General features: G+C 64.3%; 21 protein-coding genes. 16 read left to right on the top strand and 5 right to left on the bottom strand.

The window, feature by feature from the left end; genetic code table 11:
* Positions 1 to 33: 33 nt before the first annotated feature.
* From AAG793_RS15020 to AAG793_RS15010, 3 genes are all read left to right on the top strand, one after another.
* Positions 34 to 660, top strand: a complete 627-nt coding sequence (locus AAG793_RS15020) for a response regulator (RefSeq protein WP_341909602.1) — start codon at positions 34 to 36, stop codon at positions 658 to 660.
* Between the two features lie 133 nt (positions 661 to 793).
* A complete protein-coding gene (locus tag AAG793_RS15015) occupies positions 794 to 2,053 on the top strand; it encodes an MltA domain-containing protein (protein ID WP_341909599.1) in 1,260 nt (419 codons plus the stop codon).
* Positions 2,054 to 2,084: 31 nt separating this feature from the next.
* Positions 2,085 to 2,447, top strand: a complete 363-nt coding sequence (locus AAG793_RS15010) for a hypothetical protein (protein ID WP_341909597.1) — start codon at positions 2,085 to 2,087, stop codon at positions 2,445 to 2,447.
* A 20-nt stretch (positions 2,448 to 2,467) separates the two neighbouring features.
* Here AAG793_RS15010 and AAG793_RS15005 read toward each other — a convergent pair whose 3' ends face one another.
* Both AAG793_RS15005 and AAG793_RS15000 read right to left on the bottom strand, forming a co-directional pair.
* Complete coding sequence (locus AAG793_RS15005) at positions 2,468 to 3,166, bottom strand: hypothetical protein (protein ID WP_341909595.1); 699 nt, start codon at positions 3,164 to 3,166, stop codon at positions 2,468 to 2,470.
* A gap of 17 nt (positions 3,167 to 3,183) precedes the next feature.
* Positions 3,184 to 3,669: an Lrp/AsnC family transcriptional regulator gene (locus tag AAG793_RS15000; protein WP_341909594.1), complete on the bottom strand. Its 486-nt coding sequence runs from the start codon at positions 3,667 to 3,669 to the stop codon at positions 3,184 to 3,186.
* A 179-nt stretch (positions 3,670 to 3,848) separates the two neighbouring features.
* Between AAG793_RS15000 and AAG793_RS14995 the strand changes: the two genes are divergently transcribed.
* From AAG793_RS14995 to AAG793_RS14975, 5 genes are all read left to right on the top strand, one after another.
* Positions 3,849 to 7,403 carry an indolepyruvate ferredoxin oxidoreductase family protein gene (locus AAG793_RS14995; protein ID WP_341909592.1) on the top strand — a complete coding sequence of 1,185 codons (3,555 nt, stop codon included), beginning with the start codon at positions 3,849 to 3,851 and terminating at the stop codon, positions 7,401 to 7,403.
* Positions 7,404 to 7,602: 199 nt separating this feature from the next.
* Entirely contained in the window at positions 7,603 to 7,944 is a 342-nt protein-coding gene (yajC, locus tag AAG793_RS14990) for a preprotein translocase subunit YajC (RefSeq protein WP_341909590.1), read from the top strand.
* An 87-nt stretch (positions 7,945 to 8,031) separates the two neighbouring features.
* Positions 8,032 to 9,906 (top strand): protein translocase subunit SecD, encoded by a 1,875-nt coding sequence (gene secD / locus AAG793_RS14985; RefSeq protein ID WP_341909588.1) that lies wholly within the window; start codon positions 8,032 to 8,034, stop codon positions 9,904 to 9,906.
* Between the two features lie 58 nt (positions 9,907 to 9,964).
* Positions 9,965 to 10,918: a protein translocase subunit SecF gene (gene secF, locus AAG793_RS14980; protein WP_341909586.1), complete on the top strand. Its 954-nt coding sequence runs from the start codon at positions 9,965 to 9,967 to the stop codon at positions 10,916 to 10,918.
* Positions 10,919 to 10,945: 27 nt separating this feature from the next.
* Positions 10,946 to 13,399 (top strand): DUF1631 family protein, encoded by a 2,454-nt coding sequence (locus tag AAG793_RS14975; protein ID WP_341909583.1) that lies wholly within the window; start codon positions 10,946 to 10,948, stop codon positions 13,397 to 13,399.
* A gap of 96 nt (positions 13,400 to 13,495) precedes the next feature.
* On the opposite strand, the gene AAG793_RS14970 is transcribed toward AAG793_RS14975, so the two are convergent.
* From AAG793_RS14970 to AAG793_RS14960, 3 genes are read right to left on the bottom strand one after another with little or no spacing between them, the layout of a single operon-like run.
* On the bottom strand, positions 13,496 to 14,005 hold the full coding sequence (locus AAG793_RS14970) for a DUF494 domain-containing protein (RefSeq protein ID WP_341909581.1): 510 nt from the start codon (positions 14,003 to 14,005) through the stop codon (positions 13,496 to 13,498).
* Positions 14,006 to 14,035: 30 nt separating this feature from the next.
* Positions 14,036 to 15,166 carry a DNA-processing protein DprA gene (gene dprA / locus AAG793_RS14965; protein ID WP_341909612.1) on the bottom strand — a complete coding sequence of 377 codons (1,131 nt, stop codon included), beginning with the start codon at positions 15,164 to 15,166 and terminating at the stop codon, positions 14,036 to 14,038.
* Between the two features lie 48 nt (positions 15,167 to 15,214).
* Positions 15,215 to 16,450, bottom strand: a complete 1,236-nt coding sequence (locus AAG793_RS14960) for a LysM peptidoglycan-binding domain-containing protein (protein WP_341909578.1) — start codon at positions 16,448 to 16,450, stop codon at positions 15,215 to 15,217.
* A 232-nt stretch (positions 16,451 to 16,682) separates the two neighbouring features.
* Between AAG793_RS14960 and def the strand changes: the two genes are divergently transcribed.
* The 8 genes from def (at position 16,683) to fba (ending at position 24,693) form a co-directional block, all read left to right on the top strand.
* Complete coding sequence (def, locus tag AAG793_RS14955) at positions 16,683 to 17,204, top strand: peptide deformylase (RefSeq protein ID WP_341909576.1); 522 nt, start codon at positions 16,683 to 16,685, stop codon at positions 17,202 to 17,204.
* A gap of 54 nt (positions 17,205 to 17,258) precedes the next feature.
* Positions 17,259 to 18,245: a methionyl-tRNA formyltransferase gene (fmt, locus tag AAG793_RS14950; protein ID WP_341909574.1), complete on the top strand. Its 987-nt coding sequence runs from the start codon at positions 17,259 to 17,261 to the stop codon at positions 18,243 to 18,245.
* Positions 18,226 to 18,996, top strand: a complete 771-nt coding sequence (locus AAG793_RS14945; protein WP_341909571.1) for an AzlC family ABC transporter permease — start codon at positions 18,226 to 18,228, stop codon at positions 18,994 to 18,996. Before fmt ends, AAG793_RS14945 begins: the two co-directional genes overlap by 20 nt.
* Positions 18,993 to 19,328, top strand: coding sequence for an AzlD domain-containing protein (locus AAG793_RS14940; RefSeq protein WP_341909569.1), 336 nt, complete (start codon positions 18,993 to 18,995; stop codon positions 19,326 to 19,328). Before AAG793_RS14945 ends, AAG793_RS14940 begins: the two co-directional genes overlap by 4 nt.
* A 319-nt stretch (positions 19,329 to 19,647) precedes the next feature.
* Positions 19,648 to 20,841: a phosphoglycerate kinase gene (locus tag AAG793_RS14935; RefSeq protein ID WP_341909568.1), complete on the top strand. Its 1,194-nt coding sequence runs from the start codon at positions 19,648 to 19,650 to the stop codon at positions 20,839 to 20,841.
* 109 nt (positions 20,842 to 20,950) lie between these two features.
* Positions 20,951 to 22,384, top strand: a complete 1,434-nt coding sequence (gene pyk, locus AAG793_RS14930) for a pyruvate kinase (protein ID WP_341909565.1) — start codon at positions 20,951 to 20,953, stop codon at positions 22,382 to 22,384.
* Positions 22,385 to 22,561: 177 nt separating this feature from the next.
* Positions 22,562 to 23,428: an alpha/beta hydrolase gene (locus AAG793_RS14925; RefSeq protein ID WP_341909563.1), complete on the top strand. Its 867-nt coding sequence runs from the start codon at positions 22,562 to 22,564 to the stop codon at positions 23,426 to 23,428.
* Between the two features lie 200 nt (positions 23,429 to 23,628).
* The gene (gene fba / locus AAG793_RS14920; protein WP_341909561.1) at positions 23,629 to 24,693 is read left to right on the top strand and encodes a class II fructose-bisphosphate aldolase; all 1,065 of its coding nucleotides are present in this window, start codon (positions 23,629 to 23,631) and stop codon (positions 24,691 to 24,693) included.
* Positions 24,694 to 24,720 lie beyond the last annotated feature (27 nt).

Below are 24,720 nucleotides of genomic sequence, written 5' to 3'. Positions count from 1 at the left end.
ACACCATCGCGATTGGGAAAGCAGGACAGCACCATGGAACCGATCCACAACGCCACGGTTTATATCGTTGATGACGACGCCAGCGTGCGCGACGCCCTCGCATGGCTGTTGCGCTCACGGCGGCTGCTGAGCGAGAGCTTTGACAGCGCCGAGGCCTTCGATGCGGTGGTCTCGCGGCAATTCCAGGTGCGGGCGCCGTCCTGCGTGTTGCTCGACGTCCGCATGGCAGGGCTGAGTGGTTTGGCCATGTTTGAAAAGCTCATCGGCTATGGCCTGCTGCCGACGCTGCCGGTGATCTTCCTGACCGGCCACGCCGATGTGCCGACGGCGGTCGATGCAGTCAAACGCGGCGCATTTGATTTTTGTGAGAAGCCGTTCTCTGACAACGCGCTGGTGGACCGCATCGAGCAGGCACTGGCCCAATCGGCATCCGCGCTGGCGCAGCACACCGAATCAACCAGCCTACAGACGCGGCTGGCCGGGCTGACTGACCGGGAGCGCGACGTGATGCGGCTGGTGGTCGAAGGCCTGCCCAACAAGCTGGTGGCCGACCAGCTCGACATCAGCGTGCGGACGGTGGAAGTCCACCGCGCCCGGGTGTTTGAGAAAATGGGTGTGCGGTCTGCCGTCGAGCTGGCCAACCTGTTACGCAATCTTTGAAGCGCTGGCGCCGTGCTGCGGCCGCGCGATGTCTCACGGCTTGCGGTCGGTCCCTTCATCCCGCGAGTTGCTGGCGGCAGGGTCGTTCGGCGCATCAATGTTTTTCAGCTCGCCATTTTTTCGACCGGAGAACATGGTCCACCAGACAATGAACACCAGCAGCAGCAACGCCCCCAGGGCTTCGAGCAAAAGCAAGACCATGACATTGTTCCCGATAGCAAACCACAACAGACAGCCGGTGATGCGCGCAGCATCGCTCCGGACTGCCTTGATTATCGCCACCGGCGTGCTGCTGGCCTCGTGTGCGATGCCGCCCGCCCCGCCGACCAGCGCCCCCACGTCCGATCCGGGCCTCAGCACCGTCCGGCCCGACGATGGCGCAGCGCTGCCGGCGCCGCTGGTGCGCAGCAAAAGCCGCTGGGTGCCAGTGCGCTGGGCCGAGTTGCCGGGCTTCGAGGAAGACGCGCTGTTTGAAGCGTGGAACGCGTGGCTGAAAAGCTGCGAGCGACCGGGCGTCACCTTCGCCTCGCTGTGTGCCGAAGTGCGGCGCCTGAGCATTGCGAGCGGCGAGGAACAGCGCCGCTGGATGCTGTCGCGCCTGCAGCCCTACCGCGTTGAAGCGCTGGCGGGTGGGGCCGACGGCCTGCTCACCAGCTATTACGAACCGCTGCTCAAGGCCAGCCGCCAGCAGGCACCCGGCTTTGAGGTGCCGCTGTACCAGCCCCCCGCGTCGCTGGGCAGCCGCAAGCCCTGGTACACGCGCCAGGAGATCGACACCTCGGCCGAAGCGCGCGCTGCGTTGAAGGGTCGCGAGATCGCCTGGCTGGCCGACCCGGTGGAGGTCATGTCGCTGCACATCCAGGGCTCAGGGCGCTTGTCGGTGACCGAGCCGGATGGCTCGCAGCGGCTGATCCGCGTGGCCTACGCTGGCACCAACGACCAGCCGTTTCGCAGCGTCGTGCAGTGGCTGCAGGAGCAGGGTGAGGGGCGCATGGCCACCCCGTGGGTCGAGTCGACCCGCGCGTGGGCGGCACGAAACCCGCAGCGCGTGCAGCAGATGCTGTGGAGCAATCCGCGCTACACCTTCTTTCAGGAGCAGCCGCTCAGCGACCTGGACGCGACGTTTGGCCCCCGGGGCGCGCAGGGTGTGGCGCTGACCCCGGGTCGCTCGATTGCCGTGGACCCGGGCAGCATTCCCTACGGCACGCCGGTGTGGCTGGCCTCGCGTGGCCCGGCGGGCACTCTGCAGAAACTGGTGTTTGCGCAGGACACTGGCAGCGCCATCGTTGGTGCGGTGCGTGCCGATTATTTTGCCGGCACTGGTGCCGAGGCAGGGCTGTTTGCGTCACGCATGAACCAGCCGCTGCGCCTCTGGGTGCTGTGGCCCAAATAGGCCCCGCCTGCCTTTACCCGAGGAGCCCGTGATGACGACACTGCGCATCTGCCACTCAAATCCCTCGCGAACCCGGCCTTGGGTGGCGGCGGCCATGGTGGCGGGTGTGGCTGCTGTGGCTGGATGTGCGGGTACCAGCCAGTCTTCGGCCGGGCCGCTCTACCGCTGTGAGCATGGCATTGAATTCACGGCGCGTTTCATCGACGACTCGGCGGTGCTCGAAGGCACACGCGGCTACGACGTGCTGTACCGCGATGCTGGTGGTCAGGGGCCGCAGCAATCGGTCTACAGCAATCCACGCATGCGTGCCGAATTCGGTCTTGGTGCGAGCGGCCGTGAGGCGGTGCTCAGGTACCCGTCGCTGCCGCTGGTGGCGCGCTGTGTTCGTGAGTGACAGCAGTTGGAGGAAGTCCGTTAGCGGACCGACAACCGCACTTCCACCCGCAGGGCCTCGCGTGCGCTGCTTTGCGCCGAGCCGCCCAGCTGGTTGCTGCTGCCACTGAGCGCATCGTCAGACTGGGCCACCGTCACCCATTCGCCCAGCGGCAACGAGAGCACGGTGTCGGTCGATGAGGAACTGATTGCGCCCGGTGGGTAAGCGCCGGGGCCGCCCCGCGCGCTTTGCCCGGCCGCGAGTTCCAGCTCGGCACTGTTGCCACCACGCCAGACTGGGCGTGCCGAAAAGCCGCTGTTTGCATCGACCAGCACACTGCCGGAAATGACGCGCAGCACCCCGCCCTGCACAATTGTTTGCACCAGCCGCAGCGGGACGGAATTGCCCAGGCGAATCGCCGCCTGGCGGCCGTTGAGCACCAGCACCCGTTGGACGAGGTCGCGGTTGGTGTCGCGCTGGCTGTCCTGCGCGTTGATCTGCACATTGGCGCCAGACTGGCCGGGGCTCAGGGTGACACCGCCCTGCGCCTGCAACTGACTGCCGCTCTGGCTGCTTCCCCGCACCTGCCGCACCTCGATCTGCAGGTTGCGCAGCGGCAGTGACTCGGCGCCAGGCGGGGCGGTGGCGTAGCCCTGTGCACTGGCTGCACTGGCCATCAGCATCAGGGTGGCTAGCGCGGCGAGAGCCACCGAAGGCAGGGCCAGCGGGCGGTGTGTCATGGCGTGTTCTCCAGTGGTCAGAGGATGGTGCGGGCCAGATGCCCCAGCGGCAAGGCGCTGCTGGCCTTGACCTCGCCCAGCGAAAAGCTGGTGTGCAGGTCTTTCACATTCGGCAGGTTGATCAGGTTCTGCAGCGCAAACTTGCTGAAGGCCTCGAGGTCCTGCGCGACCACCTGCAGCTCAAAGGTGCCGGTGCCGCTGATGTAGTGACAGGAGACGATTTCCGGCAGTTTCTTGATGGCCTCTTCCAGCTGGCGCGTGGCGTCGCCGCTGTTGCGGTCGGCGTCCAGCCGCACAAAGGCCAGCACGCCCAGGCCGATCTTGTGGCGGTTGATTTCCGCGCGGTAGCCGGTGATGAAGCCGGCCTCCTCCAGCGCCCGCACGCGGCGCCAGCACGGCGCGGCCGACAGCCCCACACGCGAGGCCAGCTCGGTGTTGGTGAGCCGGGCTTCGGTTTGCAGCTCATTCAGGATGGCGATGTCAAACTTGTCTAATGTTTCCATTAAGTCAATTTTCCAGCAAGATTCTTTCTTTGTACAGCTGGAAACGGGCATGGAAAGCAAAGACATATCTGGCGCGGCGGCATACACTTTGCATAGTTCTAGAGGCTGTCCCCTACCCGGCGACAGTCTCGATTTGCGCTGCCCACAAGGCAGCTTTACCCACGCAGGAGACACAGACCATGAACGCGCCACTTCCCGAGCACATTCGCAAGGCACTCGAAACCGTCACGCTTGATGACAAATACAGCCTTGAGCATGGCCGTGCTTTCATGAGCGGTGTGCAGGCCCTCGTGCGCTTGCCGATGCTGCAGCGCACGCGCGATGCGATGGCCGGGTTGAACACCGGCGGCTTCATCAGCGGCTACCGCGGTTCGCCCCTCGGTGGGTATGACCAGGCGTTGTGGGCCGCCAAAAAACACCTTGCTGCGCAGAACATCGTGTTCCAGCCCGGCGTCAATGAAGAACTTGGCGCCACAGCCGTGTGGGGTACGCAGCAGCTCGATTTGTACCCACAGACCAAGAAGTTCGATGGTGTCTTCGGCATCTGGTACGGCAAGGGCCCAGGCGTGGACCGCTGTTCCGATGTGTTCAAGCACGCCAACATGGCGGGCACGGCCAAACATGGCGGCGTGATCGCGATTGCCGGTGATGACCATGTCTCCAAAAGCTCGACGGCGGCGCACCAGAGTGACCACATCTTCAAGGCCTGCGGCCTGCCGGTGTTCTTTCCGTCGAATGTGCAGGACATCCTCGACATGGGGCTGCACGCCTTTGCGATGAGCCGCTTTTCCGGCGTCTGGTCGGGCATGAAAACGATTCAGGAGGTGGTGGAGTCGTCCAGCTCGGTGCTGGTGGACCCGGACCGCGTGAAGATCGTCATCCCCGAAGATTTCCAGATGCCGCCCGGCGGTCTGCACATCCGCTGGCCCGACCCGCCACTGGAGCAGGAGGCGCGCCTGATGGATTTCAAGTGGTACGCGGCTCTGGCCTACATCCGCGCCAACAAGCTCAACTACAACGTCATCGCCGGGCCGAAAGACCGCTTTGGTCTGATCGCCAGCGGCAAGGCCTTCAACGACACGCGCCAGGCGCTGGCCGATCTCGGGCTCGACGAAGACACCTGCCATCAGCTCGGCATCCGCCTGCACAAGGTCAATGTGGTGTGGCCGCTGGAGGCCACCATCACCCGCGAATTCGCCGAAGGCCTGCAGGAAATTCTGGTGGTCGAGGAAAAGCGCCAGGTCATTGAATACCAGATCAAGGAAGAGCTCTACAACTGGCGCGCCGATGTGCGGCCCAATGTGCTGGGCAAGTTCGACGAGCCCGAGGGCGATCAGTCCGGCGGTGAGTGGGGCCGCTCCAACCCGAGCGACCACTGGCTGCTGCGCGCCAAGGCCGACCTCACGCCGGCCATCATCGCCAAAGCGATTGCCAAGCGGCTGAAAAAACTGGGCGTGCCGGCCGATGTGGTGGCGCGCATGGACGAGCGCCTGGCCATCATTGAAGGCCGCGAACGCGCGCTGGCTGAAGCCAAGGCCGACACCGGCGAGCGCGCGCCGTGGTTCTGCAGTGGCTGCCCGCACAACACCAGCACCCGCGTGCCCGAAGGCTCGCGCGCCGTGGCCGGCATCGGCTGCCACTACATGGCCACCTGGATGGACCGCAGCACCTCGACCTTCAGCCAGATGGGCGGCGAGGGCGTGAGCTGGGTCGGGCAGGCGCCGTTTACCACCGACTTCCATGTGTTTGCCAATCTGGGTGATGGCACCTACTTCCACAGCGGCCTGCTGGCGATCCGCCAGGCGATTGCCTCCGGCGTGAACATCACCTACAAGATTCTCTACAACGACGCGGTGGCCATGACGGGTGGCCAGCAGGTGGGCGAGCGGCCTGAAGGCCATTCGGTGCTGCAGATCATGCAAAGCGTGCTGGCCGAAGGCGCGGTCAGGTTGGTGATCGTGACCGACGAGCCGGGCAAGTACGACGGGGTGGCGCTGCTCCCAGGCGTGACGGTGCACCACCGCGACGAATTGGACCGCATCCAGCGCGAGTTCCGCGAGATCAAGGGCACCAGCGCCATCATTTACGACCAGACGTGCGCGACCGAAAAGCGCCGGCGCCGCAAGCGCGGCACGATGGTGGACCCGGAAAAGCGGGTCGTCATCAATGAGCTGGTGTGCGAGGGCTGCGGGGATTGCTCCGTGCAGTCCAACTGCCTGTCGGTGGAGCCCCTGGAAACTGAATTCGGCCGCAAGCGCCGCATCAACCAGAACAGCTGCAACAAGGACTATTCCTGCGTCAAAGGCTTCTGCCCCAGCTTCGTCACCGTCGAGGGTGGCCAGCTGAAGAAACCGAAGAAAGAAGCCAAAGGCGGCGCGCTGATGCCGCCGGTGCCCGAGCCGGCGCTGCCAGTAGCCGAAAGCGCCTGGGGCATCGTCGTCGGTGGTGTCGGTGGCACCGGCGTCATCACCATCGGCCAGTTGCTGGGCATGGCGGCGCACATTGAAGGCAAGGGTGTGGTCACGCAGGATGCTGGTGGGCTGGCCCAGAAAGGCGGCGCGACCTGGAGCCATATCCAGATCGCCAACCGCCCCGAGGCGATTTACACCACCAAGGTCGACACCGCCAAGGCCGATCTGGTGATCGGCTGCGACCCCATCGTCACCGCCAGCAAGTACACACTGACTGTGATGCAGCCGGGCCGCACCTATGTGGCAATGAATTCGCATGGCACGCCGACGGCCGCTTTTGTGACCAACCCGGGCTGGCAGTTTCCGGGCGGCAACTGCGATACGGCAGTCTCTGCAACAGTGGGCGCTGACTTGCTGGGCAGCTTCGATGCCGAGCAGGTGGCGGTGCAGCTGATCGGTGACTCGATTTACACCAACCCGCTGATGCTGGGCTACGCCTGGCAGAAGGGCCGGGTGCCGCTGTCGCACGCGGCGTTGATGCGCGCCATCGAGCTCAATGCGGTACAGGTCGAGAACAACAAGGCCGCGTTCGAGTGGGGCCGGCGTTGCGCCCATGACCTCGCTGCGGTGCAGGCGCTCTTCAAGGCGGCCCAGGTGATCGAGTTCGTCAAACGCCCGGCGCTCGCCGACATGCTGGCCAAGCGAGTGGAGTTCCTCACGGCCTACCAGAATGCCGCATACGCCCAGATCTATCAGGTCTTCGTCGAGAAGGTGCGGCTGGCCGAAGCCCCGCTGGGCAAAACCGCGCTGACCGAGGCGGTGGCCCGCTACCTCTTCAAACTGATGGCCTACAAGGACGAGTACGAAGTCGCCCGCCTGCACACCGATGCCAGCTTCCTGAACAAAGTGGGCGCCCTGTTTGAGGGCGACTTCAAGCTCAACTACCACCTCGCGCCGCCGCTGATCGCCGCCAAAAACGACAGGGGCGAGCTGCAGAAACAGCAATTCGGTCCGTGGATGCTGACCGCATTCCGCGCGTTGGCCCGCCTCAAGGGCTTGCGCGGCACGGCGCTGGACGTCTTCGGCCGCACCGAAGAGCGCCGCATGGAGCGCGCGTTGATTGACGAGTACCGGGCCAGCGTGGAGGAAGTGATGGCGGGCCTGAACGCCGACAACCACGCGGTGGCGCTGGACATTGCCCGGATTCCGGAGATCATCAAGGGCTATGGTCATGTCAAGGCACGGCATCTGGCGCTGGCGCGCCCGCAATGGGCGGCGCTGATGGACGGCTGGCGCCAGGGCGCCGCTGTGACCCCGCGGTGAGCCATCGGCGCGCGGCTTGCCATTACCGCGCAGCCTGACCCGGCCCGGGAGGCCCCGCAGTCCGGCACCGGCCGATGGCCCGCGAAGCCTCGGGGTTACAAGTTCTTGCAAGTAACCCGACGCTTACAATCGCGGGTTGCCCTGCCCCTGCATCCGCCGGGGCGCTTGTGACCGTTTCCAATTGTTGTGGAGCTTTGCCGTGTTCATTTCTTCTGCTTTTGCCCAAACCGCCCCTGCTGCAGCCGGTGGCGGCGACATGATGTCCTCGCTGACAGGCATGCTGCCCCTGGTGCTGATGTTTGTGGTGCTGTACTTCGTGATGATTCGTCCCCAGATGAAGAAACAGAAAGAGCACCGCGCCATGATCGATGCACTCGCCAAGGGCGATGAAGTCGCCACGGCCGGCGGCCTGCTCGGCAAGGTCACCAAGCTCAGCGACGCCTACCTGTCAATCGAGCTGTCCCCCGGCGTGGAAGTCCAGCTGCAGCGCAGCGCCGTCATCCAGGTGCTGCCCAAAGGCGCCATCGGCTCCATCAAGTAATCAGGACGCCCGCCCGATGCGGATACCGCCGGTGCGCGGTGTCCGCGTCGGTCCTTCCCCGCCACCTGCCACCAGGAACTGTCCCCCATGAATCGCTATCCGGTCTGGAAGTACATCGTCATCGTGGTGGCGCTGCTTGTCGCCGCGCTCTACACCTTGCCCAACTTTTTCGGTGAAGCGCCTGCGGTGCAGGTCTCCAGCGGCAAATCCACGGTCAAGATTGACACCACCACCATGGCGCGGGTGGAGCAGGCGCTCAAGGAGGCGGGTCTGACGGCCGAGGCCATCACTTTGGACGGCGCCTCGGTCAAGGCCCGCTTTGACAACACCGATACGCAGCTCAAGGCCAAAGACGCGGTTCAAAAGGCGCTGTCTCCAGACCCGGCGGACCCCAACTACGTGGTGGCGCTCAACCTGCTGTCGCGTTCACCGGCGTGGCTGACCTCGCTCAATGCCTTCCCGATGTACCTGGGGCTGGATCTGCGTGGCGGTGTGCACTTCATGCTGCAGGTGGACATGCAGGCCGCGCTGACCAAGCGGGCCGAGTCCCAAGCGGGCGATCTGCGGCTGGCGCTGCGCGAGAAAAATGTCCGCCACGGCGGCATCACCCGCAACGGTCAGGCGATTGAAATCCGGGTGCGCGATTCCGAAACACTGGCCGCCGCCAAGGCGGTGATCCAGGACCAGTTTGCCGACCTGCAGGCGGCCGAAGCCGCCGAAGGCACCGAGTACAAACTGACCGCCACCATCAAGCCCGAAGCGGCACGCCGCGTGCAGGACCAGGCGCTCAAGCAGAACATGGTGACGCTGAACAACCGGATCAACGAGCTCGGCGTGGCCGAGCCGGTGATCCAGCAGCAGGGCCTGGACCGCATCGTGGTGCAGTTGCCCGGCGTGCAGGACACCGCCAAGGCCAAGGACATCCTGGGGCGCACCGCCACGCTGGAGATGCGTCTGGTGGACGACGGCGCCGAAGCGCGTGCCGCCATCACCAACACCGGCCCGGTGCCCTTTGGTACCGAGCGCTACTTTGAGCGCAATGGCCAGGCCGTCATCGTCAAGAAACAGGTGATCCTGACCGGTGAAAACCTGACCGATGCGCAGCCCGGCTTTGACTCCCAGAACCAGCAGCCCAAGGTTGACCTGACGGTGGACGCCAAGGGCGGGCGCATCATGCGCGACACCAGCCGCGAGAACATCAAAAAGCGCATGGCCATCCTGCTCTTTGAAAAGGGCAAGGGTGAGGTGCTGACCGCGCCGGTGATCCAGAGCGAGCTCGGCAACCGCTTCCAGATTTCCGGCTCGATGAGCGTGGTGGAGGCCAATGACCTCGCCCTGCTGCTGCGCGCCGGCTCGCTCGCCGCACCCATGGAAATCATTGAAGAGCGCACCATTGGCCCGACGCTCGGCGCCGAGAACATTGCCAAAGGCTTTAACAGCGTGACCTGGGGCTTTCTCGTGATCGTCGCATTCATGGCTGCCTATTACATGCTGTTCGGTTTGTTCTCCGGTCTGGCGCTCGGGGTGAACCTGCTGCTGCTGGTGGCTGCGCTGTCGATGTTGCAGGCCACGCTGACGCTGCCCGGCATGGCCGCCATGGCGCTGGCGCTGGGCATGGCGATTGATTCCAACGTGCTGATCAACGAGCGCGTGCGCGAGGAGTTGCGCAACGGGGCCTCGCCGCAGGCGGCCATCAACGCTGGCTACGACCGTGCCTGGGCGACCATCCTGGACTCGAATATTTCCACCCTGATTGCCGGTCTGGCCTTGCTGGCCTTCGGTTCTGGTCCGGTGCGCGGCTTTGCCGTGGTGCATTGCATCGGCATCCTGACCAGCATGTTCTCGGCCGTGTTTTTCTCGCGCGGCCTGGTCAACCTCTGGTATGGCCGACAGAAAAAACTCAAGAGCGTGTCCATCGGGACCATCTGGCGGCCCGCCACTTCTGGCGCTGTCAGCAAGTAGGCGCGCAGGCGCCTGACCGGTTTATTTCGAGTTTCCCGAGCCTCCTCAAGGACTTCACATGGAATTTTTCAAGATCCGCCGCGACATCCCGTTCATGCGGCATGCGCTGATCTTCAACGTGGTCAGCTTTGCGACCTTCGCCCTGGCGGTGTTCTTCCTGTTCTCGCGCGGCCTGCACCTGTCGGTGGAGTTCACCGGCGGCACGCTGATGGAGGTCAACTACACGCAGGCCGCCGACGTCGAAAAAATCCGTACCACGGTGGCCGGACTGGGGCTGACCGATGTGCAGGTGCAGAACTTCGGAACGTCCCGCGATGTCATGATCCGCCTGCCTGTGCAGAAAGGGGTCACCACAGCACAGCAGAGCGACCGGGTGCTGGCCGCGCTGAAAGCGGTGGATCCGGCGGTCACGTTGCGACGCACCGAGTTTGTCGGGCCGCAGGTGGGTGAGGAACTGGCGCAGGACGGCCTGAAGGCATTGGCGATGGTGGTCGTGGGCATCATGGTGTATCTCGCGTTCCGCTTCGAATGGAAATATGCGGTGGCCGCCATCATCGCCAACTTGCATGACGTGGTGATCATTCTGGGCTTCTTCGCCTTCTTCCAGTGGGAGTTCTCGCTGGCCGTGCTTGCCGCGGTGCTGGCGGTACTGGGTTACTCGGTGAACGAGTCGGTCGTGATTTTTGACCGGATACGTGAAAATTTCCGCCGCTACCGGAAGATGGACACCACGGAGATCATCGACAACGCGATCACGTCCACCATCAGCCGCACCATCATCACCCATGGCTCGACCCAGATCATGGTGCTGTCGATGCTGCTGTTCGGTGGTCCCACGCTGTTCTACTTCGCCCTGGCGCTGACGATTGGCATTTTGTTCGGCATTTATTCCTCGGTTTTCGTGGCTGCCGCTATCGCCATGTGGCTGGGCATCCGCCGCGAAGACCTGATCAAGAGCCCTGCCAAAAAAGACGAAGACCCCAACGACCCGAACGCAGGGGCAACGGTGTAAGCTTGAGGCAAACCAATCCTCACGGTCGTGGCGCCCAGAACAAACAATAACCGTCGTCTTGCCGATCAAGCCCGTGCGCTGTTTGTCGAGCGGGCGGTCCGGCTGCTCCCCGAGATGTCGGGCGAGATCCAGGAGCTCCTGCGGACGCTGGGGGACCAGTTGGGCAGCGCTCGCGAGATGCAGGAGCGCCGCGACGCGTGGATGGCCTTCGAGAGTCTGGGCGAGGGGTGGATACGCGGCACCATGACCGCGTGGACACAGGCGCAGACCCTGCCAGTGGCCACCGCCACACCGAAATTCCTCGACAGCGGCAAGTTCGAGTTGATGGGCGACGAGGTCATGGAGGGCAAGATCCTCGCCTCGCGACTAGCCCTTCGCCTGCTCGACGTCATCAGCTGGGAGCTCAACGACCTGCGTCTGCGCATCCAGAACATCGAGGGCGTCTCCGACCTGCACAAGCAGGATATCCTGCGGCCCGAAACCCTGGCCCACCACCTGATTGAGCAGTGGAACAAGGCCGGACTGTCGCGCGAGGTCTGGCTCTCGGTGCAGGACCTGATCCAGAAGCGGCTGAGCGAGCATCTGCTGGAAACCTATCACGCGGCCAACGAGTTTCTCATTCAGCAGGGCGTGATGGCCGACATCGACCTGCGGCCGCTGGTCAAGCGCACGCCCTCGGGCGCAGAGGCGCCGCGAAAAGCCGTGCCCCCCGTGTCATCCAAGCCCTCTGTGTCGGGCGGTGATACGGCCAGCCAGGGGTATTCCGGAGGCAACAATGTTGGCGGCGGCGGTGGCGGCCGAACCGGCGGCGGCAGCGCCGGGGGCCCAGCCAGCGACTACGGTCAAGGCGCTGGGCAGGGCTCGTCTTTTGCCGGGTCCGATACCGGCCAGATCGCGCGCAGTGGCCGCAGCCCTTCCGGCGGCAATGCGGTTTTTGATGAAACCCGCATGCAGACTGCGACCACGCCGCTGTCCCGCGCGCGGATGCGGGCGCAGGGCGTCATGGGGCATCTCAAGCGCCTCCTGACCCAGCAGGTGGCTGGTTTTGACGACACCCGTCCGAACCGGGCATCACCCCAGCTGGCCGAGGCCATGGCCAGCATGATGCAGGTGGAAGACACCCGCACTGACAAGACAGTGGCGGCCGAGTCGTCAGGTGGTCTGGACGATGTGGTGTACGGCCAGAACCATGTCGAGCAGGCGGTCGGTGCATTGCGCGAGCGTACCAGCACACTCAAGAAGGCGGCATCGACCTCTGCCGAGAAAGCCACTATCGAGATCGTGGCGCTGATGTTCCAGAGCATTCTGGCCGAGGAGCGGATTCCGGCCGTGGTGCGCGTCTGGTTCGCTCGACTGCAGATGCCGGTGCTGCGCGTGGCGATTGCCGAGCCGGAGTTTTTCGGCTCGCTCCAGCACCCGGCCCGGCGGCTGATTGACCGCATGGGGTCCTGTGTGCTCGGCTTTGATGTGACGGTCTCGGGCGGCGCGATGGAAGCCGAGATCAAGCGGGTCGTGCAGGTCATCGAGCAGTACCCTGAGACCGGGCGCCGGGTGTTCCAGCTGGTCTACGACGAATTCGAGAAATTCCTCTCCAAGTTCCTCTCCCAGAGCGGCAGCGCAGCGCGGGTCGTCAGTGTGGCCCAGCAGGTCGAGCAGAAAGAGACCATGGCCATCCAGTACACCATTGAGATGCGCAAGATGCTCAATGACATGCCGGTCCGCGAGGAGATCCGCGAGTTTCTCTTCAAGGTGTGGGCTGAGGCACTGGCCATCGCCTCAATGAAAAACGGGGCGCAGCATGAGGAAACCCTGCAGCTCAAGCGCGCCGCCACCGATCTGGTCTGGGCTGCGAGCGCCAAGCCCAACCGCAACGACCGCGCCCGCGTGATCGCCGACCTGCCCAAGCTGCTGCAATTGCTGCGGCTGGGCATGTCATTGCTGGGTCTGGACATTCCTGCGCAGGACGCGCATTTGCGCATCATCAGTGACACGCTGGCCGATGCCTTCATGTCCAAGACCGATGCCATCCCGCCCGAGCGGGTGGATGCCATGGCCAAGCGCCTGAGCAATCTGGAAGACTACCTGTCCGACGAAGACCTGGGCGATTTGCCGCTGGACACCGACACCCTGGTCACGATGATCGGCATCGATGCCGCAGAGATCGAGATCATCACCGACGGTGGCAGCCAGCCGACAGAAGCCATGCGCGCCTGGGCCAAGGAGCTCCAGCTCGGCTCATGGTTCAGTTTGGACCACAACGCCAAGGTCAGCGAAGTCCAGTTCGCCTGGTGCAGCGAGCGCAAGCAGTTGCATTTGTTCGCGTCGGCCAACGGACGCAATTTCCTGATCCAGGGGCGCCGCCTGGCGGCTTACCTGCAGGCGGGCCTTTTGGTGCCGATCGAGGAAGAAACGCTCACCGTGCGTGCCACTCGCGACGCACTGGCCAAGCTGGACGCCAATCCCGAGCGTCTGCTCGGCTGAACATCCTCGGCATCTGCAGACAAGGTTTGGTGACCACGGATCTGGGCGCGCGCCACTGCCTTCATCGCAGCAGATTCAGGGTGGCTAAATAACGAATTAATGCGCGAGCCGAAATTCGGTGTCGTCACACAGCTCGTCGAGCACCAGCGCATCGGGCTCCTCCCCGAAGCTCCAGTACACCATCAGCACGATGATTTTCAGGTCGTCGAGTGTGACCGGGTCACCCGGTGCGGCCATGGCACGGTCAATCACGATCTCGCGCATGTGAGGGGGCAATACGCCGGAAGATTCAAGAAAGCTGACGAAGCCCAGGCTTTGCGCACCCAGATGGGTTTGTTCGGCCACCGAGTAAATGCGCAGGCTGTCAGGGGCCTGCGCACGGATGCTGGCCGATGGGTTGATCGTGTCGGTGGTGGTGCCGGAAGCGGGCAGACTGATCTGCGTGCCCTGGGCGGCAACGTTCAGGCCTTCCAGCCAGATGAGTGCGGCCTGTATCTCTTCGGGTTCGAAGCCCGCCGCAGTGAGCTTGCGGCTGAGCTGGCTGGCGGCGGGGCAAGCGTCACCTTGCCAGTAGTTTTCGTAGACGTACACCAGTACTTCGAACATGTACCCAATATATCGCAGATGGACGCCCTGTCAACCGGCGGCGAGACGCTGGAAAAGACCGCCGGGCAATCGCGCCACCAGCCCTTCGAGTTCCAGTTCAAGAAGCCGCGCCTGCAACTGCGGCGTGTCCATGCCGGTGCGGGCCTGCAGTGCGTCGAGACTGGTGACGTCAAAGCCAAGCGCCTGAATCAGCGGATCGCCTGAGGTCTCTGCTTCTTCAAAGCCATCTTCACGGCCAGCGGGCACAGCCCCTGTGGCGGGCGCCAACTGCAACTCTTCGAGCACATCCTGCGCCAGCTCGACCAGCTTGGCGCCCTGCTTGATCAGCGCATGGCAGCCCCGCGACTGGGGCGAGTGGATGGAGCCCGGAATCGCGAAAACGTCCTTGCCCTGCTCTGCGGCAAGCCGCGCCGTGATCAGCGAGCCCGACTGCAGCGCCGCCTCAACCACCAGCGTGCCGCGTGAGAGCCCGGAGATGATGCGGTTACGCCTCGGAAAATTCGCGGCCAGTGGGGGTGTACCAAGGTGGAATTCGCTGACGATCATGCCCTGCTCCACGATGCGGTGGGCCAGTGCGAGGTGCTTTTTCGGATACACCCGGTCCAGACCCGTGCCGACGACTGCAATGGTGTCGCCACCACCCAGCATCGCGCCGTCGTGTGCGGCACCATCAATGCCGCGCGCCAGGCCAGACACCACGCACAGGCCGGCGCGTCCGAAGGCGCGTGCAAACTCGCGGGCGTTGCCCTCGCCCTGCGGTGTCGGGTTGCGGCTGCCCACCATGGCGATGCGCGCCGCTTCGGCGCGGGCCGGGTCCACTATGGCGGCGGCCAAGCTGCCCGTCATGTACAGCATCAGCGGCGGGTCTTCGATCTGCAGCAGGCTGGGCGGGTAAGCGCTGTCGCCCAGCGTGACCACGCGGCGATGGGTGCCGCTTTCCAGCCATTGCAGTGTGGTGTCCAGCTGGGCTGCCAGCGTTGTGGGTTCACGCAGCAGGGCGCGTGCAAGCTTCTCGTTGCCGAGCTGGCTTAACGCCGCCATCTCCTGGTGAAAAATCGCCTGGGGTGAGCCAAACGCCGCCAGCAGGCGACGTGCGGCTTCGTTGCCGATGCCCGGTGTCAGGCCAAGGCGCAGCCATGCGGAAAGTTCCAGCGCTTCCATGGAGTGGTCAGCCACCGATGGTCCGGCGGCACACGGCGAGCGTCACGCTCAGTTGGGGTTGATGACGCGGTCGCCGACCTTCACGCCGTCGGTGATGCTGAGCACCAGTGCGTAGGACAGGTGGTCGTAGGTGCGGAACACCATCAGCAGGCCGTTGCGTTCGTTCGGCAGCTTGATCGCGGTACGACCGCTGTCGGTCTTGTCAATGAGGCGCGCGCCGTCTTTGATGATGGCCAGCACGTGACCGCGCTCCATGCCGTCGAGCGCGCCGCGATTGATCACCACCACCTGGTTCTCCGACGCCATGGCCACTGCGTTGCCATGCACCGACACCACCTGGCCCGTGACCGGGGTGGACGGTGCGCGCGGCGTGTACGTCAGCAGCTCGCGGGGCGGCTCTGCTACCAGCCGGTCGCCAGCGCGCATTTCTTCCTTGCCGGAAACAATATCGATGGTTGCCGGAATGATTTCAGGCTGGATTTTCCCGTCCTTGCCTTCCACCTGCGCGACAGACTCCCCGCGCACCAGCTCTGCTTTGCCGAGGTAACGGGCCTCGTAGCCCAGGATTTTCTGGGTGGTCGGGTCTTTCAGGGGGGTTGCGTTGCGGAACACGCGGAAATCACGCGGCTGACCCTTGGCATCGCTGAGCGCCACGCCGGTGCCTGCGCCGCTGCCGTTCAGTCCCCGTGCATAAGCGCGGTCACCGCGGCTGAGCAGGACGCGACCTTCCTGTGCGGCGACGATGCGCGGCGCACTGGCCAAGGTGGTTTCATCCACGATCAGTGTTTCGGTCAGAAACGGCTCGATCACATTCGGTGGCAGGGTTGGAATCGCCACATCGGCCAGACCTTCATAGCGAGTGCGTGGCGATACCCGCACGGTGTCAGTCGGTGGGCCCTCGGTGCTGGCCCGGCGCGTGCGCAGCGTTGCGCGACCGTTGGATTTCTCCAGATACAGCTGCTGGCCCGGGTAAATCCGGTGCGGGTTGCGGACGTCCTGCAGGTTCATGCCCCACAGTTCCGGCCAGCGCCAGGGGCTCTTGAGGAACATGCCGGAGATGGCCCACAGCGTATCGCCACGCCTGACGGTGTAGTTGTCCGGTGCATTGGGCGCGAGATCCGACAGCGGAACGCCGGTTTCCGCCACCTGCGTGGCCGTGGCCTTCTGGTCCGCGGTGATCGGAAAGTTCTGGGCGTGCAGGCCGGGCACTGCTGCCGCGAGTGCAAGGCCCAGCAGCGATGCCGCTATTGAAATGTGACTCAGACGACCAGAAATAGTGTGCATAGAAAAAGCCTTGGGCGCGACAGCGGGGCTGGCGCGGTCAGGAAAAAGGACAGAAGAAGGCGAAGAGAACCCCGCAAGGCTGGGGAAAAGACCGCGCTTCTTCTTCATAATTTACTGGCAATTCTGTACCTAAGCCCTTGATTAGGCAACGATTAGTGGGTTTCGTGAGAACCCGGGCACACAAAAAGTCATGAAAAGTGGCGAAAATAGCGACAACCTCCGAACTTGCAGCATGACCACCCTGACCATCCTCCGATACCCCGACCCCCGCCTGCATACTGTCGCCAAGCCTGTGGTGGCGGTTGATGCACGCCTGCGCCAGCTGGTGGGCGACATGCTTGACACCATGTACGCAGCCGAGGGCATCGGTCTGGCCGCCACGCAGGTGGACGTGCATGAGCGAGTGATCGTCATCGACGTCAGTGAAGGGCATGACCAGCCACTGGTGCTGATCAACCCTGAGATCACCTGGGCGAGCGACGAAAAGCGCGTGGGCGATGAGGGCTGCCTCTCGGTGCCCGGCATTTATGACGGTGTGGAGCGCTCCACCTCGATCCGCGTGCGCGCCCTCGACCGCGACGGCAAGCTGCAGGAGCATGCAGCCGAAGGCTTGTTGGCGGTGTGCATCCAGCACGAGATGGACCACCTGATGGGCAAGGTGTTTGTCGAGTACCTGTCGCCACTCAAGCGCAACCGCATCAAGACCAAGATGATCAAGCAGAAAAAGGAAGACGAGCGCGACGCCGTGCGTTGAGCATTTACCGGGTCGGCCGCAGACCTTGCCGCACGCGTCCTTACAATCCCGTGAATGCGCGTTGTCTTTGCCGGAACCCCTGAATTTGCCCGAGTCGCGCTGGAAAAACTCCATGCAGCCGGCTTTGAAATCCCCCTTGTTCTGACCCAGCCCGACCGGCCCGCTGGCCGCGGCATGCACCTGCAGGCTTCCCCAGTCAAACAGTGGGCCATCGCGCATGGTGTGCCGGTGGCCCAGCCGCGCAGCCTGCGGCTGGACGGCAAATACCCCGACGATGCGGCCGCCGCGCGAGCGGCGATCGAGGCGGCGTGCGCCGATGTCATGGTGGTCGCAGCCTACGGCCTGATCCTTCCGCAATGGGTGCTGGATGCGCCCGCGAAGGGGTGTGTCAACATTCATGCGTCCCTGCTGCCGCGCTGGCGCGGCGCGGCACCGATTCACCGGGCCATCGAGGCCGGCGATCCAGAGACTGGCGTCACCATCATGCAGATGGATGCAGGGCTGGACACCGGCGACATGCTGCTGGTGGAAAAAATCGCGATCAGCTCGCAAGACACCACCGCCTCGCTGCACGACAGGCTGGCGGTGCTCGGCGGGCGGCTGGTCGTCGAGGCGCTGGAACTGGCGGCCTGCGGCGGGTTTCATCCCGTGCCTCAACCGCCCGAGGGGCCTGCCAGCGGCATCACCTACGCCCACAAGATCGAGAAGGCCGAGTCGGTGCTCGACTGGTCCCTGCCCGCGGCAGTGCTGGAGCGGCGCATCCGCGCGTTCAACCCCTTCCCCGGTGCGTCGTCTGAATTGAACGGGGTCGTCATCAAATGCTGGCGCGCCGAGGTGTTGCCCGGACGGCCACCAACTGCAAAGGCCGGCGAGGTGCTGGCCGTGGGCGATGCCGGTGTGGATGTCTGCGCGGCAGATGCCGTGCTGCGCCTCGGCCGTCTACAAAAGCCCGGCGGAAAGCCGCTGGAGGTGGCCGAATTCCTGCGCGGATTTGCCATCGCGCCGGGCATGGTGTTTGGCCATGCGGTGTCTGAAAGGTGAGCGATCTGTGACGGCATTGCACAAGCACCCCGAGTTTCGCATCGGTATCCAGGACATGATTCCGGTGGCGCCGGGCATTGCCGCCTGGGGCCTGATGACCGGCGTGGCCATGGTCAAGTCGGGCATGAGCCTGTTCGAGGCCATCCTGATGGGCGTCATTGTTTTTGCCGGCAGCTCGCAGCTGGCGGCCGTGCCGCTGATTGCGGCGGGTGCGCCGATGTGGGTGATTCTGGCCACCTCGTTTTGCGTGAACCTGCGCTTTGTGGTGTTCAGCGCGCACCTGAGGCCTTATGTGATGCACCAGAGCTTCTGGCGCCGCATGCTCAGTGGCTACCTGACGGCGGACCTCAGCTATGTGCTGTTCACGCGGCGCTTTCCACACCCATCTGAGGACCCTGAGGTGCGGCGCGCGCAGGAGGCCTATCTGGCTGGCAATTGCGCGCTGAACTGGCTCAGTTGGGTTGGCGCCGGCCTGCTGGGCATTGCGCTGTCCAATGCCATTCCGCTGTCGTGGGGGCTTGGTTTTGCAGGCATTCTGGCGTTGCTGGGCATCATGTGCTCGCTGGCCACCACCCGCTTGCGCGTGGTGTCTGCGGGCGTGGCGGGGGCCGCCGCCGTGGCGGCCTTTGCCTTGCCGCTCAAGCTGAACATCCTGGTGGCGATTGCGGCGGCGGTGGCCGTCTGCCTGCTGCTCGAAAAGCCGCCCGCCCCGCCGCCTGCGGCTGCCGCGCCGAAAGGAGACGCCGCATGAGCAGCACGGATCTCTGGACTGTGGGCACCATCGTCGGGATGGCGGTGGTGACGGTGATCACGCGTTCCTTCTTTTTTCTCTCCAGCAAGCCCTGGTCGCTGCCGGACTGGGCCCAGCGCGGGCTGCACTACGCGCCGATTGCCGCGCTGGCGGCGGTGATCATTCCGGAGATGGTGATGACGCAGGGCCACCTGATCGACACCTGGAAAGACGCGCGCCTGTTTGCTGTTGCCGCGGGCGTAGCGTGGCACCAATGGCGCCAGGGGGTACTGGGCACCATCGTGGCGGGCATGGCGGTGTATTTGCCGCTGCATGTGGGGCTGGGGTGGTGAACGTGGCCCCCACGGTCCCTCACTGCGTGTAGCTCCTTGGACATGCCCACGCCTGCGGCCCAGCGCTTCAACAAGCTCAGGACCGGCTAAACCGGTTCTACCGCTAATGTTCGGTTGAAGAAGTCCTCACTTGAGCCATCGCCCGATCACGCGCCAGCGGGGGCCGCGGGACTGGCTTTGCCAGACCGCAGGCGCCGCCCCCTGAGGGGGGAACAGGCTACACGAAGTGAGGCTGGACGGGGGCGGGTCTATGCACCCACCTACAATTTAAGGCTTTGGGCGCGTTGCCCCGAGCCATTCATCTTCTTGTGAGCCCTCCATGAACTTCATCCGTTTTTCCGACCTGTGTGCCAGTGGCCAAGTTGCTGGCAAGCGGGTGTTCATCCGTGCCGACCTGAATGTGCCGCAGGACGACCAGGGCCATATCACGGAAGACACGCGCATCCGCGCGTCGATTCCTTGCCTGCAGATGGCCCTGGATGCGGGCGCGGCGGTGATGGTCACTTCGCACCTTGGCCGGCCGGTGGAAGGCGAATTCAAGCCCGAAGATTCGCTGGCACCGGTGGCCGCGCGCATGGGTGAATTGATGAAACGTGAGGTGCCGGTGATCGCTGACTGGGTCGGTGGCGTGGATGTGAAGCCCGGCCAGCTCGTCATGCTGGAAAACTGCCGCCTGAACAAGGGTGAGAAGAAGAACAACGAAGCGCTGGCGCGGCAGATGGCTGCCCTCTGCGACATCTTTGTGCACGACGCTTTCGGTACCGCGCACCGGGCGGAAGCCTCGACCTACGGCATCGCGCAATACGCACCCACGGCCAGCGCCGGCCCTTTGCTGGCCGCCGAGATGGATGCGATCTCCAAGGCGCTTTCCAACCCGCGCCGTCCGCTGGTGGCGATTGTCGCGGGCAGCAAGGTGTCGACCAAGCTCACCATCCTGAAGGCGCTGGCCGGCAAGGTGGACCAGTTGATCGTCGGCGGCGGCATCGCCAACACCTTCATGCTGGCCATGGGCCTGAAGATTGGCAAGAGCCTGGCCGAGCCGGATTTGCTGGCCGAAGCCAAGGCCGTGATTGACGCCATGAAGGCGCGCGGCGCCGAAGTGCCGATCCCGACCGATGTGGTCACCGCCAAAACCTTTGCCGCTGACGCGCCGGCCACCATCAAGGCGGCCGACCAGGTGGCAGACGATGACCTGATCCTGGACATCGGCCCCGAGACCACGGCGCGCCTGGCCGCACAACTCAAGGCGGCTGGCACCATCGTCTGGAACGGGCCGGTCGGCGTGTTTGAGTTTGACGCGTTCTCCAAAGGCACCGAAGGCATCGCCCATGCGATTGCTGACAGCAGTGCTTTCTCGCTCGCAGGCGGCGGCGACACGCTGGCCGCGATTGCCAAGTACGGCATCGAGAAACAGGTGGACTACATCTCCACCGGCGGCGGCGCTTTCCTGGAAGTGCTTGAAGGCAAGACGCTGCCGGCTTTTGAAATTTTGCAGAAGAGGGCGGCCGGCTGATCCCTGTCGCACCGGCAACAGACACCATGAGGCACCACGCGGAAATTCGTAACGGGTTGGTAACTGGTTCCGTGTGAAAATGGAAACTAAATTACACGGAGACTGATTCATGGCTAGTCGCGCTACCAAAATTGTTGCCACCCTCGGACCCGCGTCCAGCGACCCCGTTCTGCTGGAGAAAATGATCCGCGCAGGCGTCAACGTGGTGCGTCTGAATTTCAGCCACGGTACGGCGCAGGACCATGTGGACCGCGCCCAGCTGGTGCGTGAAGCGGCCCAGCGCGCCGGTCGCGAAGTGGCGATCATGGCCGACCTGCAGGGCCCGAAAATCCGCGTCGGCAAGTTCGCCGAAGGCAAGATCCAGCTGGAGCCGGGCCAGAAGTTTGTACTGGATGCGTCCCGCACTGAGCCGGGTGACATCAAGGGCGTGGGGCTGGACTACAAGGAACTACCGCGCGACGTGAAGTCGGGCGACCTGCTGCTGCTCAACGACGGTCTGATCGTGCTCACGGTGGATTCGGTGCGCGGCGAGGAGGTGCACACCACCGTCAAGCTCGGCGGTGAGCTGTCCAACAACAAGGGCATCAACAAGCAGGGTGGGGGTCTGACTGCTCCGGCCCTGACCGCCAAGGACATGGAAGACATCAAGACCGCGATGAGCTTTCAGGCCGACTATGTGGCGGTGAGCTTTCCCAAGAACGCGACCGACATGGAAATGGCGCGCCAGCTCTGCAACGTGGCTGCGGCCCCTTACAAGCACAAACCCGGCCTGATCGCCAAAATCGAGCGCGCGGAAGCCATCCCCAAGCTGGAGGAAATCCTGCGCGTGAGCGACGGCATCATGGTCGCGCGTGGGGACCTCGCCGTCGAGGTGGGCAACGCGGCCGTGCCCGCCCTGCAAAAACGCATGATCAAGCTGGCCCGGGCCCACGACAAGGTGGTGATCACCGCCACACAGATGATGGAGAGCATGATCCTCGCGCCGGTGCCCACCCGCGCCGAAGTGAGCGACGTGGCCAATGCGGTGCTGGACGGCACCGACGCAGTGATGCTCAGCGCCGAAACCGCTGCCGGCAAGTACCCGCTGGAGACGGTCGAGGAAATGGCCAAGATCTGCGAGGAAGCCGAGAAAGCCGAATACAAGGAACTGGACGCCGACTTCACCGGCAAGACCTTCGCCCGCATTGACCAATCCATTGCCATGGGTGCCTTGTTCACGGCCAACCACCTGGGCGCCAAGGCCATCGTGGCGCTGACGGACAGCGGCTCCACCCCCTTGTGGATGAGCCGCCATGACATCCGTGTGCCGATTTACGCGCTGACGCCCCGCCTGGCCACGCAGCGCAAGATGGCGATTTACCGCAACGTGCGTCCGTTGCTGATGGACACCAGCGCCGACCGTGACACCGCACTGGAACAGGCCGAGGGCCACCTGCTGCGCCGGAATATCGTGCAAAGCGGGGATGTTTATGCCATCACCTGCGGTGAGCCGATGGGGGCGCCGGGGGGGACCAACATGCTCAAGATCTGTAGAGTCGCTTGAACACCCCTATCGGGGCTCACTTCGTGTAGCCCCTTTTCCCCTTGCAGGGGACGGGTGCGTCGGGCCGGCAAAGCCGGACCCTTGCGCCCACTGGCTTGGGAAGACGTGGGGTCCGATAGGATGTCACGCCCCTCGCTGAATCCGGTTGGTCATGGATTGCGTATACAAACAAGTGCCATGAACATCTCGACCCAATTGCCAAGACGCTCCCTCTTCGCCATGCTGCCCGCGCTGCTGACGGCCTGCTCGGCGGTGGACCTGCTCAACGCGACCGTGCCGAAAGACACCTACCGGCTGGTGGACGGGGTGCCCTACGGACCCCATGGCCGGCAGCGGCTGGATGTGTACCAGCCGCCCGGTGACACCAAGGGCGCCCCCTTGGTGGTGTTTTTCTATGGTGGCACCTGGTCCTCCGGCAACCGAGCCGATTACCGTTTTGTGGGGGAGGCGCTGGCCTCGGAAGGCATCGTCACGGTGGTGGCTGATTACCGCCTGAGCCCCGAATTCCGCTACCCGGCGTTCGTGGAAGACAGTGCCCGCGCGGTGCGCTGGGCACTGGAGAAAGCGCCGGCGTATGGGGCTGACCCCGGCCGGGTGTTTGTGATGGGCCACAGCGCGGGTGCCTACAACGCCGCCATGGTCGCGCTGGATCCGCGCTGGTTGCGGGCCGAGGGCCTGGCGCCGTCGCGGCTGGCGGGCTGGATCGGGCTGGCCGGCCCCTACGACTTCTTGCCGATTGGCGACCGCCAGACGCGCGTGGCCTTCAACTGGCCCGACACGCCCACCGACAGCCAGCCCATGGTGCACGTCTCACCGGGCGCGCCCGACACCTTGCTGCTGGCCCCCGCGGTGGATCACCTGGTCAACACCCAGCGCAGCACGGTGACGCTGGCGCAACGCCTCAAAAGTGCGGGCGTCAAGGTCGAGTCAGACCTGTTCTCCACCGTCAACCATGTCACCCTGGTCGCTTCCATGGCGGCCGTGATGCGGGAGAAAGCTCCGGTGCTGGAACGGGTAACGGCTTTCGTCAAATCGAAAACCTGATTCCCTGCAGGCCCGACCCGCTACCGCACAGAGTCTCTAGGTGCAGCCGGTAGAATCCGGGGGTCGGTTACCCGGCAGTTACAGGCAACCATCCGGAACCCGTGTCCGGGCGCTGCCAGCCCCTCGCAATGTCGGGGCGCAAGGCTGCTGGCACACCTTTCAGCGGCGATTCACGTTTCAACTTTCTGGGGACTTTCACCATGGCACTCGTATCCATGCGCGAACTGCTGGACCATGCAGCAGTCAACGGCTACGGCATTCCGGCGTTCAACGTCAACAACCTCGAGCAGGTGCAGGCCGTCATGGAAGCCGCCAAAGAAACCGGTGCGCCGGTCATCCTGCAGGCCAGCGCCGGTGCGCGCAAGTACGCCGGTGAGCCCTTCATCAAGCACCTGATCCAGGCCGCCATCGAGATGTACCCGCAGATCCCGTTGGTGATGCACCAGGACCATGGCCAGAACCCGGACGTGTGCCAGGGCGCCATCGACCTCGGCTTTTCCTCGGTGATGATGGATGGCTCCCTTGAAGCCGACGGCAAGACCATTGCCAGCTACGAATACAACGTCGAGGTGACCAAAAAGGTCTCCCAGCTGGCGCACAAATACGGCGTCACGGTTGAAGGCGAGCTCGGCTGCCTGGGTTCGCTCGAAACCATGAAGGGCGACAAGGAAGACGGCCACGGCACCGATGCCACGATGACGCGCGAGCAGCTGTTGACCGACCCCGAGCAGGCCGCCGACTTCGTCAAGCAGACCCAGATCGACGCGCTGGCGATTGCCATTGGCACCAGCCACGGCGCCTACAAGTTCACGCGCAAGCCCACCGGCGACATCCTGGCGATTGACCGCATCAAGGAAATCCACAAACGCATTCCCAGCACCCACCTGGTGATGCACGGCTCCTCGTCGGTGCCGCAGGACCTGCTGGCCATCATCCGCCAGTACGGCGGCAACATGAAGGAAACCTACGGCGTGCCGGTCGAGGAAATCCAGGAAGCCATCAAGCACGGCGTGCGCAAGATCAACATCGACACCGACATCCGCCTCGCCATGACGGCCGCGGTGCGCAAGTTCCTGGCCGAGAACCCCGAGAAGTTCGATGCCCGCGAATGGCTCAAGCCCGCACGCGAGGCGGCCAAGCAGATCTGCAAGCAGCGCTACATCCAGTTCGGTTGCGAGGGCCAGGGCGCCAAGATCAAGGGCGACACCCTGCAGGTGGTTGCCGCCAAATACGCCAAGGGCGAGCTGGCGCAGGTCGTTCACTGACAGGCTCCCGGGAGCCTGCCGCCGCCC

The sequence above is a fragment of the Polaromonas sp. YR568 genome (assembly GCF_943372955.1).
Taxonomy (GTDB): Bacteria; Pseudomonadota; Gammaproteobacteria; order Burkholderiales; family Burkholderiaceae_C; genus Polaromonas.
This window is presented reverse-complemented; position numbering and strand designations above follow the sequence as displayed.

Bases quoted from the DNA above. Each gene is read 5' to 3' on its own strand.
- fmt (WP_341909574.1), top strand. From the start codon at position 17,259: ATGCGCGTTGTCTTTGCCGGAACCCCTGAATTTGCCCGAGTCGCGCTG.
- def (WP_341909576.1), top strand. From the start codon at position 16,683: ATGACCACCCTGACCATCCTCCGATACCCCGACCCCCGCCTGCATACT.
- secF (WP_341909586.1), top strand. From the start codon at position 9,965: ATGGAATTTTTCAAGATCCGCCGCGACATCCCGTTCATGCGGCATGCG.
- AAG793_RS14935 (WP_341909568.1), top strand. From the start codon at position 19,648: ATGAACTTCATCCGTTTTTCCGACCTGTGTGCCAGTGGCCAAGTTGCT.
- fba (WP_341909561.1), top strand. From the start codon at position 23,629: ATGGCACTCGTATCCATGCGCGAACTGCTGGACCATGCAGCAGTCAAC.
- dprA (WP_341909612.1), bottom strand. From the start codon at position 15,166: ATGGAAGCGCTGGAACTTTCCGCATGGCTGCGCCTTGGCCTGACACCG.
- AAG793_RS14995 (WP_341909592.1), top strand. From the start codon at position 3,849: ATGAACGCGCCACTTCCCGAGCACATTCGCAAGGCACTCGAAACCGTC.
- pyk (WP_341909565.1), top strand. From the start codon at position 20,951: ATGGCTAGTCGCGCTACCAAAATTGTTGCCACCCTCGGACCCGCGTCC.
- secD (WP_341909588.1), top strand. From the start codon at position 8,032: ATGAATCGCTATCCGGTCTGGAAGTACATCGTCATCGTGGTGGCGCTG.
- AAG793_RS14945 (WP_341909571.1), top strand. From the start codon at position 18,226: ATGCGGTGTCTGAAAGGTGAGCGATCTGTGACGGCATTGCACAAGCAC.
- AAG793_RS15015 (WP_341909599.1), top strand. From the start codon at position 794: ATGGTCCACCAGACAATGAACACCAGCAGCAGCAACGCCCCCAGGGCT.
- AAG793_RS14925 (WP_341909563.1), top strand. From the start codon at position 22,562: ATGAACATCTCGACCCAATTGCCAAGACGCTCCCTCTTCGCCATGCTG.
- AAG793_RS15005 (WP_341909595.1), bottom strand. From the start codon at position 3,166: ATGACACACCGCCCGCTGGCCCTGCCTTCGGTGGCTCTCGCCGCGCTA.
- AAG793_RS15020 (WP_341909602.1), top strand. From the start codon at position 34: ATGGAACCGATCCACAACGCCACGGTTTATATCGTTGATGACGACGCC.
- AAG793_RS14940 (WP_341909569.1), top strand. From the start codon at position 18,993: ATGAGCAGCACGGATCTCTGGACTGTGGGCACCATCGTCGGGATGGCG.
- AAG793_RS14960 (WP_341909578.1), bottom strand. From the start codon at position 16,450: ATGCACACTATTTCTGGTCGTCTGAGTCACATTTCAATAGCGGCATCG.
- AAG793_RS14970 (WP_341909581.1), bottom strand. From the start codon at position 14,005: ATGTTCGAAGTACTGGTGTACGTCTACGAAAACTACTGGCAAGGTGAC.
- AAG793_RS15010 (WP_341909597.1), top strand. From the start codon at position 2,085: ATGACGACACTGCGCATCTGCCACTCAAATCCCTCGCGAACCCGGCCT.
- AAG793_RS15000 (WP_341909594.1), bottom strand. From the start codon at position 3,669: ATGGAAACATTAGACAAGTTTGACATCGCCATCCTGAATGAGCTGCAA.